The organism is Nocardia sp. NBC_00511 (genome assembly GCF_045161165.1).
Taxonomy (GTDB): domain Bacteria; phylum Actinomycetota; class Actinomycetes; order Mycobacteriales; family Mycobacteriaceae; genus Nocardia.
Window position 1 is genome coordinate 198,033 of record NZ_CP107849.1, and the last position, 14,024, is coordinate 212,056.

Below are 14,024 nucleotides of genomic sequence, written 5' to 3' on the forward strand. Positions count from 1 at the left end.
TGATGCGCTGTCGGCATACTCCGAACCGGCGGATAGCACACCCATGGCAACTCGAGTCGGCGGCAATGTCTCCTATTGAGGTCAGCCTGATCGCAATGCCGCCGGGCCCGGACCGACCCGGCCATTGCGCGGACTCGGCAAACGCCCCCGGTAAGCTCGCTTTTCGTGCATACGAACGGTCGCCGCAAGCTGGGCGTGATGGGCGGCACTTTCGACCCCATCCACCACGGGCACCTGGTGGCGGCCAGTGAGGTCGCGTACCGGTTCGACCTGGACGAAGTGATCTTCGTACCGACCGGTCAGCCCTGGCAGAAGAACGACAAGTACGTCAGCGCCGCCGAGGACCGCTATCTGATGACGGTCATCGCCACCGCGTCCAACCCGCGCTTCTCCGTCAGCCGCGTCGACGTCGACCGCGGCAAGGAGACCTACACCGTCGACACCCTGCGTGACCTGGCGCAACAGCATCCCGACGCCGATCTGTACTTCATCACCGGAGCGGACGCGCTGGCCAGCATCCTCACATGGCAGGATTGGTCCGAACTGTTCGAGCTGGCGAAATTCGTCGGTGTGAGCCGGCCCGGGTTCGAATTGAACATCGACCACCTGGCCGACCACCTGCGCGCCTACCCCGGCGACACGGTGACCATGGTCGAGATTCCGGCCCTGGCCATCTCGTCGACAGAATGCCGGCGACGCGCGGAGCAGGGACGGCCGGTGTGGTACCTCGTCCCGGACGGGGTCGTTCAATACATCTCGAAACGGCACCTGTACGTGCCGCAGGACAGTGCACTGTGAGTGCATCGTGAACGTGCGAAGAACGCAGAGGGAAGAGGTAGCAGGGTGACTGCAACAGTCGAAGCGGTGAAGATGGCGACGGTGGCGGCGCTGGCCGCGGACGAGAAACTCGCCGTGGACGTGGTCGTGCTCGACGTCTCCGAGCAGCTGGTCATCACCGACTGCTTCGTCATCGCGTCCGCGCCCAACGAGCGCCAGGTCAACGCGATCGTCGACAACATCGAAGACAAGCTGCGCGACGCCGGATACAAGCCGGTCCGCCGCGAGGGCACCCGCGAGGGCCGCTGGGCCCTGCTCGACTACGTCGAGATCGTGATCCACGTCCAGCACGAGGACGAGCGCGACTTCTACGGCCTCGAGCGCCTGTGGAAGGACTGCCCGCAGGTGACCATCGAAGGGCTGGGCGACCCGCGCCCCGCCGCCGCGGATGTGACGACGAGCGACGAGGCCGGGGACGACGAGTGAGCAAGATGGCCGGTGTACGCCGGCTGATTCTGTTGCGGCACGGGCAGACCGACTGGAACGCCGGTGACCGCATGCAGGGCCAGATCGACACCGAACTCAGTGATGTCGGCCGGCGTCAGGCCAAGACGTGTGCGCCGGACATGGCCACCCGCGACCTGATCGCCATCATCTCCTCCGATCTCAAGCGCGCCCACGACACCGCGCTCGCGGTCGCCGACTGCGCCGCCCTGCCCGTCGCCCTCGAGCCGCGGCTGCGCGAAACCGACCTCGGCGAGTGGGAAGGCATGAACCACACCGAGGTCGACTCCCTCTACCCGGGCGCGCGCAAGGCGTGGCGGCTCAACCCCGAATTCACCCCGCCCGGCGGCGAATCCAAACTCCAGGTCGGCGCGCGGGCCCTGCCCGTGGTGCACGAACTGCTCGCCGAGCGCGAGGACTGGCCCGGCCGTACCATCATGCTCGTCGCCCACGGCGGGCTCATCGCGGCGCTCACCGCGGCGCTACTGGAACTGCCCGAAGGCAACTGGCCGATCCTGGGCGGGCTCGCCAACACCAGCTGGGTACAGCTCACCAGTCACGGGCCGAGCATCGAACAGCCCGGCTGGCGCCTGGATGTATGGAACGCGGTCGCGAAGGTAGCCCCTGATGTCCTCTGATAGTCCTGCCGGCGAGAACCCGGCCGGCGAACGTAAGACACTGATCGTCATCGCCGACTCGCTGTCCTACTTCGGCCCCAAGGGCGGACTCGCCGCCAACCATCCCCGGATCTGGCCGAATCTGGTTGCGGCCGAACTGGACTGGGACGTCGAACTGGTGGCTCGGATCGGCTGGACCTGCCGCGACGGCTACTGGGCGCTGATCGGCGACCCGCGGGTGTGGGCGGCCGTGCCGCGCGCGGGAGCGGTCGTGTTCGCCACCGGCGGCATGGACTCGCTGCCCTCGCCGCTGCCCACCGCGCTGCGCGAACTCATTCGCTACGTGCGCCCGGCCGAACTGCGGCGCCGGGTCCGCGACACCTACGGCTGGCTGCAGCCGCGACTGTCCCCGCTGGGCTGGCCCGTCGCGTTGCCGCCCGCGGTGAGCGTCGACTACCTCGAGCAGTCGCGCGAGTCGTTGGCCGGGTTGCGGCCCGAGGTGCCGTTCATCGCGGTGCTGCCGTCGGTGCACCAGTGCGACGCGTACGCGCGGGTGCACACCGGCCGCGAACCCATGGTGCGGGCGGTGCGGGCCTGGGCCGCGGAGAAGTCGGTGCCGCTGGTGGATCTCGGAGAAGCCGTGCGCGACAACGTGTTCAACGGCCCCGCCAATCCGGACGGCATCCACTGGGGCTGGGAAGGTCACAGCGCGGTCGCGCGGGCGATGGTGAAGGTGCTCTCCGAGGCGACCGCCGACGAGGTCCGCCCCTGATGATCGTGAGGGTCACCGCATGACCGTGGTGGTGGTCACCGACTCCTCGGCCAGCCTGCCCGCCGCACTCGCCACCGACCTGGGCGTGCTGTCGGTGCCGCTGCACATACTCGTCGACGATCGCGAATTCCGGGAAGGGCTCGACGAATTCGGGGAGATCGACTACGGGTCCTCGACGGTCACCACCTCCGCCGCGTCACCGGGTGACCTGCGCGAAGTGTACGAGCGCGCACTGGAACTCAGCGACGGCGACGGCGTGGTGGCCGTGCACATCTCGCGGAAACTCTCCGGGACGTGGGAGGCCGGGCGGCAGGCGGTGCGCGATATGGATGCCGCGCACCGGGTCCGGCTGGTCGACTCGCTCAGCGCCGGGCTCGGGACGGGGCTGCCCGTGCTGGCCGCCGCGCGCCGGGCCCGTGCGGGGGAACCCCTCGATGTCGTCTACGACTCCGCCGTCGCGGCCGCCAGTCGGGGGCGGACGTTCATCGTGGTCAACCGCACCGAACAGTTGCGCCGCGGTGGGCGATTGAGCACGGCGGCGGCGTTCTTCGGCAGTGAGCTGGTCACCAAGCCGATCCTGCAGATCGTCGACGGCAAGCTGGAGCTGCGGGAGAAGGCCCGCACCCGGTCCAAGGCCTTCACCAAACTCGTTGCCGCCGCGGTCGACGCGGCCGGGGACGAAGGCGCGGCCATCGCCGTCCAGCACCTGGGGGCGGCGGAAGCCGCCAACACGCTCGCCGGTCAGCTCCGCGATCTGATCCCGGACATCCGGGAGATCATCGTCGCCGAATTCGGTCCCGCGCTGGGTGTGCACCTGGGGCTGGGAGCCGTTGGCGCGCTGGTGGTTCCGGGCGGCTGCGGCTAGTTCGGGCCGGATCGACTCGCCGCGCCGACCGGGCGGGCCGCCGGTTGTCCACAGGGCGGCATTCATCCACAGGCGCGGTGAAACCGCAGGTCGCGGCGGCGGGTGCAACAGTCGCGGCTCCTACCGTGAGCCCCATGCCACGAATCGACGAACGTTCACCACTGCATCGCCTGTCCCGGACCAGCGAGGGCGAATCACGGTCCGGGCCGGGGGAATTCACCCCCGACCAGCCACACGCTGCGCGCTGGGACGAAGAGACGCTCGACCCGGACGAATGCGCGCCGCGAGGTGGCGGGGAGGAACCCCGACGTGGTGAACGTCAGCGATCCCGCAGTGCCGGAGAGCAGCCGATCGTGGGCGAACCCGGCACTCCCGCATGGCTTTCCGAACCTTGCGGGAGCGTGTCCCTCTGGCACGAGCGGCTGGTGCCCGAACGGTTCCGGAGTACCCGCTGGGATCCGGGTCCGCGTGGCGTGCTGATCATCGCCGTCATCGGCATTCTCGCGATCGTGCTGGCCGGAATGGTCGCACTGCGCGAAGAGCCCGTGGCACAGCCGGTTCCGCCCATCGCGGCCCTCAGTGACACCGCGCCCGCCGAGGCGGAGGGCACACCGGTGGGCGCCGACAGCGGCGAGCCTGTCGGAGGCGTCGCTGTGACTTCGAAGACCGCGGCGGCCCCCGGCGCGCGAAACCCGCTGGCGCCGAGCTCGATCGGCGCGCCGACCCCCGTCCCCACCGGTTCCTCCGGCCCGGCACCAGACCTGGTGGTCTCCGTCGTCGGCCTGGTCGAACACGGCGGCCTCTGCCGCTTCCGAGTCGGTGCCCGCGTAGCCGACGCCATCCGCGTTGCGGGCCCCCGCCCCGAGGCAGACCTCTCCGGCCTCAACCTCGCCCAGCACCTCACCGACGGCGACCAGATCATCATCGGCCGCACCGCGACCCAGCCCACCACCCAGCGCGGCGGCAGCACGGTCGTGAACTCCACTCGCCCAGCCCAGGATTCGGGCAGCCCGCCACCCGGATCCTCCCGCCCGGCAACCCCTCCGGCCAAGATCAACCTCAACACCGCCACCGAAGCCGAACTCGACACCCTCCCCGGCGTCGGCCAGGTCACCGCCCGAGCCATCCTCGCCTGGCGCTCCGCCCACGGCCGCTTCACCTCCATCGACCAACTCTCCGAAATCCAGGGCATTGGTCACTCCCGCCTGGAGCGACTCAGAGCCCGCGTCACGATCTGACGGCCGCGACGGGCCGGGTCCGCGCCGTCTACGGAAATGATTGACAAGGGACGCTTTTCGAGAGTGGAGGCGTGAGATGAGCGGTGGGGTGCGGGTCGACGAATCGGAGCGATCGGGCGATTCGGCGGTGGAGTCCGAGGTGCTGGATGCGCGGTTGGTGCCTGCGGCGGTGTGTGGGTGGGGTGTCACCGCATTGGCGCTGACGGTCGGGTGGCGGGCCGGGATCTGGGTGGCGGTGGGGTGTGGGGTGGCGGGGTTGTCGGTGGTGGGGTGGATGGGGCGGCGTCGGGTTTGGGGGACGGTGGCGCGGATTGTGCTGGGGGCGTTGGTGATCGGGGTGGGGTTCGGGGTGGCGGGGGCGTGGCATGCGTATCGGGTGGAGGGGCATCCGCTGCACGGGGTGCGGAAGGGGCAGCGGATGGTGGCGGTGGCGGTGCTCGGTGATGATCCGAAGCGGGTGGCAGGCAGGCCGTTCGGTGGGCCGAAGGTGATGGTGCGGGCCGAGTTGGTGGAGTATCGGCTGGGCGGGAAGGTGATTCGGGCGGGTGGGGAGGTGGTGGTGCTGGCTCCGGCGGGCGGGTGGCGGACGCTGTTGCCGGGGCAGACCGTGGAGTTCTGGGCGAGGGTGGATCGGCCGTGGCGGCCGGATCTGACGGTGGCGGTGTTGCGGGCCGAATCCGCGCCCACCGCAGTGGGAATCGCGCCGTGGTGGCAGCGGATCGCGGGGCGGGTGCGCGGGGACTTCGCGGGGTCGGCGCATCGGGTGCTCGGTGCGGATGCGGCGGGGCTGCTACCGGGGCTGGTGATCGGCGATACGTCGGCGCTGACCGATCATGTGCAGGAGAGCTTTCGGGAGTGCGACCTCACGCATCTGACGGCCGTCTCGGGTGCGAACGTGACGATTCTGCTGGCGACCGTGCTGGTTTCGATGCGGACGCTCACCGTCGACCCTCGGGTCGCGGCGGTGGCGGCGGGTGCGGCGCTCGTGATGTTCGTGGTGCTGGCTCGTCCCTCGCCCAGCGTGCTGCGCGCGGCCGTCATGGGTGCGATCGCGCTGCTGAGTCTGTGTACCGGTCGGCGCAAACAGGCGCTACCGGCGTTGTGCGCCGCGGTGATCGTGCTGCTGGGCTGGTCGCCGGGACTGGCGGTGGACGCGGGGTTCGCGCTGTCGGTGCTGGCCACGGCGGGGCTGATCGTGATCGCGCCGGGCTGGTCGGATTGGCTGCGCGCACACGGCTGGTGGCGGATTCCGGCGGACGCGTTCGCGGTCGCCGCGGCGGCCTTCGTGGTCACCACGCCGCTGGTCATCGCCATGACTGGGCACCTGAGCATGGTCGCTATCGCTGTGAACATGATGGTCGAACCGGTGATAGCGCCCATCACCGTCCTCGGCGCGATCGGCGCGATCCTCGCCTGTCTGTACGCGCCGCTGTCGGTACCGATCCTGCACTGCACCTCGCCACCGCTGTGGTGGCTGCTGACCGTCTCCGATCACGCGGCCGCACTGGGGGCTTCGATCGCGCTGCCGACCGGACTGCGCTCCGGCCTCGTCACCGCGGTGATCTGTGCGCTGGTCCTCATCGCACTGCATCCCGCCCGCACCCACGGTGGCCCGAGCCGTGCGGGTGCCGGGGCTGTCGGAGCGGACTCGTAGGATCGGGGGCGTGAATCAGCGACCGGCGCCACTGCATCTCGTGCTCGGGGAAGAGGAACTGCTCATCGAGCGGGCGGTGGCGGCGGTGACCGCGCAGGCCCGGGCCACCACCAACGATCCGGACTCCATGCCGGTGGACCGGTTGCGCGCGGGCGACGCGAGCACCCCGGAACTGGCCGAGCTGCTGAGCCCTTCGCTGTTCTCCGAGGACCGGGTGATCGTGCTGGAGTCGGCGGCCGAGGCGGGCAAGGACGCCGTCGCGGTGATCACCGACGCGGCGGCCGCACCGCCCGACGGCGCGGTGCTGGTGATCCTGCACACCGGCGGCGGCCGGGCCAAGGCGCTCGCGCCCGCACTGCAGAAGCTCGGCGCGGTGGTGCACAACGCCGCGAAGCTCGCCAAGGGCGGGGAGCGGGTCGAGTTCGTGCGCAACGAGTTCCGGGCCGCGAACGTCCGCGTCTCCGCCGACGTGGTGCAGGCCATGATCGAGGCCATCGGCTCGGACCTGCGTGAATTGGCCGCCGCCGCTTCACAGTTGGCGGCCGACACCGGCGGCAAGGTGGATCTCGCCGCGGTGCGCCAGTACTACTCGGGCAAGGCCGAGGTCACCGGCTTCGACGTCGCCGACCTCGCGGTATCCGGTGATCGCGCGGCCGCCATGGAGGCGCTGCGCTGGGCCACCGACCGTGGCGTCCCCGCCGTGCTGCTCGCCGACGCCCTCGCCGACTCCGTGCACACCATCGCCCGGGTCGGCTCCGCCGGACGCGGCGACCCGTTCAAGCTGGCCGGTGACCTGGGCATGCCGCCCTGGAAGGTGAAGAAGGCGCAGGCGCAGGTGCGCGGCTGGACGCCCACCACGATCGGCGCGGCGCTGCAGGTGGTGGCCGCCCTCAACGCCGACGTGAAAGGCCAGGCGGCCGATACCGATTACGCGCTCGAGCACGCACTGTCGCGCATTCTGGCCCTGCGCGACAGCGTCTCGTAGCGGAACCGATCCGCGAAAACCGTTCTAGGACTCAGGCTTCCAGATGATCTTGCCGCCCTGGAAGTCCTGGGCCTTGCCGCCCTGGTAGTCGTACTCGTCGCCGGTCGGGTAGCCGTACTTGCCGTTCTCCGCGCCGTTGCGCACCCAGGTGTCGCGGATCGCGCCCCACACGATGCGGGTGCCGCCGCGCTGGGTCGAGTAGATGGCCCCGCCCTCGAACAACTGGGTGTGGGTGCCGGCGGTGCCGTTCTTGTCCTCATCGGCGATGGGGAAGCCCAGCGGGCTGTTCTCCCAGCCGACCGACGCGTACTTGTCGCGAACCACCCCGGTCAGCAGGTGTGTGCCCGCGCCCAGTGACCAGTAGATCGAGCCGCCCTGGAAGTGCTGGAACCGCCCCGGCTTTCCGGTCTGGCCCTCGTCGGTGACCGGGTACTTCAGCGTCCCGGACTCCGAACCGGCCCCGCGCCACTTGTCGCGGATCGCCCCGCCGATGCCGTGCGCGTCGGTCGCCGCGGTCCAGTAGATCGAGACGTTGTTGACGAAGTCCTGCTTCTTGCCGCCACCGGCCGCATCGGTCTCGGGCGTGGTCGGGTCTCCGAAGAAGTCCCCGCCACCGGCCCGGTCGTACTCGGCCTCGATCGCGCCGCCCACATCGAACGGGCCGATCGGCCGCGCCGCCGCGACGCCGACCCCGGCACTCACCGCGAGCGCGGCCACGCCTACGGCCAGCGACCCGCGAGTCCAGAACGAACGATTGTTACGACGCAACGATGCCAAGAGAACTCCCAATGCAGTCGGTGAACGGTGGCCCCGACATATTTCCGCAGCCATATTGCTGCGAACCCAGCCGCGCGGCAAGTCCGAACGCGGAACCCTGGCCAGATTCATAGGAACCGGCCGCGTGATCCTCGCCGCGCCAAGCTGTTTCGTGAGGCGGACATCACTGTCCGGGTACGACAAAAACCGCCGTGGTCGTCGTGGCCACGGCGGCTGTGAAACGCATAGTGCCGGTATGTCTACCGGGGTTGATCAGCCGAGCTTGTTGAAAGCCAGCGACAGCGCCGACTTCTTGTTGGCGGCCTGGTTCAGGTGGATGACACCCTTCGAGGCGGCCTTGTCCAGGCCCTTGCTCGCCGACTGCAGCAGCTCGAGCGCCTTGTCCTTCTCGCCCGCCGCAGCAGCCTCGCGGAACTTGCGGATCGAGGTGCGCAGCGAGGACTTCACCGACTGGTTACGCTGACGCGCAAGCTCGTTGGTGCGAATCCGCTTCATCTGGGACTTGATGTTGGCCACGCCTGTTTCCTCGTGTTCCTTCGCTGGTGGTGTATGCGGGATGCAAAAGTCTTCGGGGCGCGCACTACAGGAAGCCGTAGCGCAGCACCGAGGTTCGAGGCTACCAGGCAACGTACCGGGGTATGAAATCGGCCCTGTCCGCTACATGGCTGAAACCAGAAATTTATCCGCGTCCAACTGCGTGTTGCCCCTGCGTGATGGACTATTTTGTGATGACCCCCGCCGCAACCGCACCGGATAAAACGGGCGTCTTCGCCGGCTACCGCCCGGGTCGCTACGACCGGGCATATGACGAGATGTTCGATCCGGCGGGACGGGCACGTGCACCGTACCGCGGAATCTTCAACGCTCTGGCCGCCATCGACGCCTCCGACCTGGCCGCCCGCGCCGAAGCGCTGGACCGCGCCTTCGTCGATCAGGGCATTACCTTCTCACTGTCCGGGCAGGAGCGGCCCTTCCCGCTCGACCTGGTGCCCAGGGTGATCGCCGCCACCGAATGGGCCAAACTCGAACGCGGCATCAAACAGCGGGTGCGCGCCCTCGAGGCGTTCCTCGCCGACGTCTACGGCGAACAGACCATCCTGCGTGACGGGGTGATACCCCGTCGCCTGGTCACCTCGTGCGCGCACTTCCATCGCGAGGCCTGCGGCCTGGTGCCGCCCAACGGGGTGCGCATCCATGTCGCGGGCATCGACCTGGTGCGCGACGAGCACGGGGACTTCCGGGTCCTCGAGGACAATCTGCGATCGCCGTCCGGCGTCTCCTATGTGATGGAGAACCGCCGCACCATGGCCCGGGTGTTCCCGGACCTGTTCGCCTCGCATCGGGTGCGGGCGGTCGGCGACTATCCGACCAACCTGCTGCGCGCCCTGCGCGCCGCGGCCGCCCCGAACGAGGCCGACCCGACCGTGGTGGTGCTCACCCCGGGCGTCTACAACTCCGCCTACTTCGAACATTCCCTGCTGGCTCGGCAGATGGGCGTCGAACTCGTCGAGGGCCGCGATCTGTTCTGCCGCGACAACGTCGTCTACATGCTCACCACCGCGGGGGAGCGGCAGGTGGACGTCATCTACCGCCGCATCGACGACACCTTCCTCGATCCCATGCAGTTCCGGCCGGATTCGATGCTGGGCGTGGCCGGACTGCTGAACGCGGCCCGCTCGGGTTCGGTGGTGCTGGCCAACGCGGTCGGCAACGGGGTCGGCGACGACAAGCTGGTCTACACCTATGTACCGGCCTTCATCGAGTACTACCTGGGCGAGAAACCGATTCTGCCGAACGTGGATTCGTTCCGCTGCTGGGAGCGCGACGAACGCGACGAGGTGCTCGACCGGGTCGCCGAACTGGTGGTGAAACCGGTGGAGGGCTCCGGCGGGTACGGCATCGTGATCGGCCCGGACGCGAGTCCCCGTGAGCTGGAATCGATTCGGCGCAAGGTGCGGGCCGATCCGCGCGGCTGGATCGGTCAGCCGGTGGTGCAACTGTCCACCGTGCCCAGCAAGATCGACGGCTTCCTCGCACCACGCCATGTCGACCTGCGCCCGTTCGCGGTCAACGACGGCGACGACATCTGGGTGCTGCCGGGCGGATTGACGCGGGTGGCGCTGCCGAAAGACTCGCTGGTGGTCAACTCCAGTCAGGGCGGCGGCAGCAAGGACACCTGGGTGCTGGCCGCGAGAACCTCTGCGGCACAGCGGGAATTGTCGGGCTCGCAACTGGTCAGCGAGCTGCAGATTACATCGGAAATGGACCAGTCTCGAGAACCCTCATCGAAGCGGGCCAACCAACAACAGCAATAGATACAACAGCCCCCAACTGGCTCAACTCTTGTGGTTCGCGGCCCGTCCCGTTCTGGACTGAGGCTTGATAGGCCTCCGCCTTGAACGGGGGAGCGAAGCGGAGGAGTGGAGGAGGGAAGAACGGGACCTTCGGGGCCGTGAACCCGCCGGAGCGAAGCGGAGGCAGATAGGCAGAGCATCATGTTGGCGCGCAATGCCGAATCCCTTTTCTGGATCGGACGTTACGTGGAACGCGCCGAGTACACGGCGCGCATCCTCGATGTCGCGGTTCACCAATTGCTCGAGGACGCGACGGTGGATTCCGATCGAACATCCCGGGTGCTGCTGCTGGTGCTCGGAATCGAGCCACCGGAAGAAGAATTGGATGTCTGGTCGGTGACCGAGCTGGTGGCGTTCAGCCCCGAGCGTGGCGGGTCCATCGTCGATTCCATCGGGCGGGCGCGTGAAAACGCGCGCGGGGCAAGGGAAGTCACCTCCACCGAAATGTGGGAGTGCCTCAATTCCACCTACAACGGTTTGGCCGCGGCCGAACGGGCGGCGCGGGCGCTGGGGCCGCACGAGTTCTGCCACTACATCACCGACCGGGCGGCCATGTTCGCCGGACTCTCGGATTCCACCCTGAGCCGCGACGACGGTTATCGGTTCCTGCTGCTCGGAAAATCCATCGAACGCATCGATATGACTGTGCGACTACTGCATTCCCGTGCCGGGGATCGCACCTCGTCCCCGGCGTGGGTGACCGTGCTGCGTTCCGCGGGTGCGCACGATCCGTATCTGCGCACCCACCGCGGGGTGCTCGACGCCAATCAGATCGCCGACTTCATCCTGCTGGACCGGCTCTTCCCGCGATCGGTGTTCCATTCGCTGCGGGTCGCCGAGGCCTGCCTGCAGGAATTGGATCAGCGCCCCAACAGCCGGTTCGCGGCCCGGCACGAGGCGCACCGGCTGCTGGGCCGGGCGCGCAGCGAACTGGAGTTCCTGCCGTCGGCGGTGCTGCTAGAGGATCTGCCGGCGCGGCTGCTGTGGTTGCAGCAGACCTGCCGGGAAGTGGGGGAGGCGGTGGCGCTGCAGTATTTCCACGCCGAATCCTGGGTGGCCTGGACCGGTCTGCACGGCCGCGACAGTCTGACGGTCGAGGAGATCACAGCGTGAGTTGGCGGATGCGGGTGGTGCACACCACCGGATATGTGTACGACGCGCCGGTCACCCGGTCGTTCAACGAGGCCCGGCTCACGCCGTGCGCCGACAGCAGGCAGAACGTGATTCTCAACCGGGTCGACACCGTGCCCTCCACACGGTCGTTCCGCTATACCGACTACTGGGGCACCGCGGTCACGGCCTTCGACCTGCACGCTCCGCACACCGAATTGGAGGTCACCAGCGCGTCGGTGGTGGAGACCGAACCGTTCTCGGCCCCCGCCGAGGAGCTGTCGTGGGAGGAACTGCGCAGCGACCGGATCGCCGATCGCTTCGACGAACTGCTGCAACCCACCGACTACGTGCCGCGCGAACGCCGGCTGGCCACCATCGCCCGGCAGCTGGCCCGGGGCGTGCCACCCGCGAAAGCCGTTGTGCGGGGCGCGGAATGGGTGCATCGCGAAATGAGCTACCTGGCCGGGACCACGTCCGTGCACACCTCCGCGGTGCAGGCCTTCGCCGAACGGCAGGGCGTCTGCCAGGATTACGCGCATCTGACACTGCTGCTGTTGCGCGGCATGGGAATTCCCAGCCGCTACGTCTCCGGCTATCTGCACCCGGACCCGGCCGCCGAGGTCGGCAAGACCGTGGCCGGTCAGATGCACGCCTGGGTGGAGGCCTGGACCGGCGAATGGTGGGGCTACGACCCGACCAACAACATCCCGATCACCGAGCAACACGTATCCGTCGGAGTCGGACGTGATTACGCGGATGTGCCGCCCCTGAAAGGTATCTTCAGCGGAAGCGGCTCGACCGATCTCGAGGTGGTGGTGGAGGTTACGCGCCTCGCGTGAGCGGCTCGGGCCGGGTCCTCGACGGTGCGTGCGCCAAGCCAGCGGAAGGTTACCGATGTCACCCACAGCTCAGGAAGTCGCCGAAGATCTCACCGACCTACAACCGCCCACCCTGGGCCGCAAGGTCTTCGCCGAGGCACTCGGCACCTTCGTACTGGTACTCGGCGGTGTCGGCACCGCGGTGCTGGCGGGCAGCCGGGTCGGCGCACTGGGCGTCGCGCTGGCCTTCGGCCTCACCCTGCTGTTCCTGGTGTACTCGATCGGGCCGATCTCCGGCTGCCATGTGAATCCCGCCGTGACCGTCGGTCAGCTGCTGCTGGGCCGGGTGAACATCGTGACCGCGGCCGCCTACTGGGTGGCGCAGGTGATCGGCGGCCTGGCCGGCGGCGCGGTGATCTACGCGGTCGCCAAGAACCTGCCCTCCTACGACCGCGCGAAAGACGGTCTGGGTGCGAACGGTTGGGGTGCCCACAGCCCGTCCGCGGTCGCGCTCGGTGATGTCACCACCAACGGGTACGGGCTGGCCGCGGCCATCACGGTCGAGGTGATCCTGACCGCGCTGCTGGTGTTCGTGGTGCTGGCCTCCACCGACCAGCTCTCGGATGTGCCGCTGGCGGGGCTGTCGATCGGCTTCACGCTGACCGTAATCCACCTCATCTCGATCCCGGTCGACAACACCTCGGTGAACCCGGCGCGCAGCCTGGCGGTGGCGTTCTATCAGAACGGCGCGGGCCCGCAGCTGTGGGTGTTCATCGTGTTCCCGCTGATCGGCGGCGTGCTCGGATCCCTGGTCTACGGAATGATGTTCGGGCGCTCGCGCAACATGATCAGCTGAGCGTGCCTGCGACCCGGCCCCCGTTCCGATCCGGAGCGGGGGCCGGTCTCGTTCAGTGCCAGTGGTATTCGGCGCACAGCCGGTGCGCCACCCGATCGAAGGTCTTGCGCTCCAGGATCGCGCCCTCGCGCCGGATGCCCATCTCGGGCACGTCGAGCACCCGATCCAATCGCACCCAGCTGTCGCGGCCCGCGTGATCCCAGGGTCCCGAGCCGATGCCAACCCAGTTGTGGTGGTGCGCGTGTTCGACATTCGACGACAGCATCAACCCGAGCAGCGTCGGGCCCTCGCGGCCGACCACCAGCACCGGGCGGTCCTTGCCGTTGTCCGGATCCTCCTCGTAGGGCACCCAGGTCCAGACGATCTCGCCCGGATCGGCACGCCCGTCCAACTGCGGGCTGTAGACGATGAGCCGCGCCCGCTCGTGCGAGGGCACCCCCGCCGAGGACGTGGGCCGTACGTTGACGCCCGGCCCCGGCCGCGGCGTCCCCACCGCGCGCAGCGCCCGATCCCACAGCGACGACTGCTGTACCCGCCCGATCAGTTTCGGCGCCTGATCCTTGACCAGGTGAGATCCCTGCTCCTTGGCCACGAGCCCCAACTGCTTCCCCAGCGCGTTCCACCTGCCTGCCATGTCGGCAGCCTAACGGCGCGGCCGCGGAATCTCATCCGGGCCGGATTCGCCTGTGCCGAT

Annotated in this window: 15 protein-coding genes; 12 read left to right on the forward strand and 3 right to left on the reverse strand. The window is 68.8% G+C overall.

Annotated elements, in window-relative coordinates; all coding sequences use genetic code 11:
* The first annotated feature begins 165 nt into the window (after nt 1-165).
* From nadD to holA, 8 genes are all read left to right on the forward strand, one after another.
* Nucleotides 166-798, forward strand: a complete 633-nt coding sequence (gene nadD / locus OG300_RS00950) for a nicotinate-nucleotide adenylyltransferase (protein ID WP_405491117.1) — start codon at nt 166-168, stop codon at nt 796-798.
* 45 nt (nt 799-843) lie between these two features.
* Entirely contained in the window at nt 844-1,263 is a 420-nt protein-coding gene (gene rsfS, locus OG300_RS00955; protein ID WP_405491119.1) for a ribosome silencing factor, read from the forward strand.
* Nucleotides 1,264-1,268: 5 nt separating this feature from the next.
* Nucleotides 1,269-1,919, forward strand: a complete 651-nt coding sequence (locus tag OG300_RS00960) for a histidine phosphatase family protein (protein WP_405491121.1) — start codon at nt 1,269-1,271, stop codon at nt 1,917-1,919.
* Entirely contained in the window at nt 1,909-2,670 is a 762-nt protein-coding gene (gene octT, locus OG300_RS00965) for a diglucosylglycerate octanoyltransferase (RefSeq protein ID WP_405491123.1), read from the forward strand. The genes OG300_RS00960 and octT overlap by 11 nt, the downstream gene beginning before the upstream one ends.
* A 19-nt stretch (nt 2,671-2,689) precedes the next feature.
* Nucleotides 2,690-3,535 carry a DegV family protein gene (locus OG300_RS00970; protein ID WP_405491125.1) on the forward strand — a complete coding sequence of 282 codons (846 nt, stop codon included), beginning with the start codon at nt 2,690-2,692 and terminating at the stop codon, nt 3,533-3,535.
* A gap of 134 nt (nt 3,536-3,669) precedes the next feature.
* Nucleotides 3,670-4,773 (forward strand): helix-hairpin-helix domain-containing protein, encoded by a 1,104-nt coding sequence (locus tag OG300_RS00975; RefSeq protein ID WP_405491127.1) that lies wholly within the window; start codon nt 3,670-3,672, stop codon nt 4,771-4,773.
* Nucleotides 4,774-4,849: 76 nt separating this feature from the next.
* Complete coding sequence (locus tag OG300_RS00980) at nt 4,850-6,427, forward strand: ComEC/Rec2 family competence protein (protein ID WP_405491129.1); 1,578 nt, start codon at nt 4,850-4,852, stop codon at nt 6,425-6,427.
* Between the two features lie 10 nt (nt 6,428-6,437).
* Complete coding sequence (holA, locus tag OG300_RS00985; RefSeq protein WP_405491131.1) at nt 6,438-7,412, forward strand: DNA polymerase III subunit delta; 975 nt, start codon at nt 6,438-6,440, stop codon at nt 7,410-7,412.
* Between the two features lie 24 nt (nt 7,413-7,436).
* On the opposite strand, the gene OG300_RS00990 is transcribed toward holA, so the two are convergent.
* A complete protein-coding gene (locus OG300_RS00990; protein WP_405491133.1) occupies nt 7,437-8,189 on the reverse strand; it encodes an LGFP repeat-containing protein in 753 nt (250 codons plus the stop codon).
* 252 nt (nt 8,190-8,441) lie between these two features.
* The gene (gene rpsT, locus OG300_RS00995) at nt 8,442-8,705 is read right to left on the reverse strand and encodes a 30S ribosomal protein S20 (RefSeq protein WP_405491135.1); all 264 of its coding nucleotides are present in this window, start codon (nt 8,703-8,705) and stop codon (nt 8,442-8,444) included.
* Nucleotides 8,706-8,917: 212 nt separating this feature from the next.
* Here rpsT and OG300_RS01000 point away from each other — a divergent pair, with 212 nt between their 5' ends.
* The 4 genes from OG300_RS01000 to OG300_RS01015 all read left to right on the forward strand — a co-directional run bounded on the left by OG300_RS01000 (nt 8,918) and on the right by OG300_RS01015 (nt 13,330).
* Entirely contained in the window at nt 8,918-10,504 is a 1,587-nt protein-coding gene (locus OG300_RS01000) for a circularly permuted type 2 ATP-grasp protein (protein WP_405491136.1), read from the forward strand.
* A gap of 180 nt (nt 10,505-10,684) precedes the next feature.
* Entirely contained in the window at nt 10,685-11,656 is a 972-nt protein-coding gene (locus tag OG300_RS01005; RefSeq protein ID WP_405491138.1) for an alpha-E domain-containing protein, read from the forward strand.
* On the forward strand, nt 11,653-12,495 hold the full coding sequence (locus OG300_RS01010) for a transglutaminase domain-containing protein (protein ID WP_405491140.1): 843 nt from the start codon (nt 11,653-11,655) through the stop codon (nt 12,493-12,495). Before OG300_RS01005 ends, OG300_RS01010 begins: the two co-directional genes overlap by 4 nt.
* A gap of 55 nt (nt 12,496-12,550) precedes the next feature.
* On the forward strand, nt 12,551-13,330 hold the full coding sequence (locus OG300_RS01015) for an aquaporin (protein ID WP_405491142.1): 780 nt from the start codon (nt 12,551-12,553) through the stop codon (nt 13,328-13,330).
* A gap of 52 nt (nt 13,331-13,382) precedes the next feature.
* Here the strand turns inward: OG300_RS01015 and OG300_RS01020 are convergent, their stop codons facing one another.
* On the reverse strand, nt 13,383-13,964 hold the full coding sequence (locus OG300_RS01020; RefSeq protein ID WP_405491144.1) for a type II toxin-antitoxin system PemK/MazF family toxin: 582 nt from the start codon (nt 13,962-13,964) through the stop codon (nt 13,383-13,385).
* Nucleotides 13,965-14,024 lie beyond the last annotated feature (60 nt).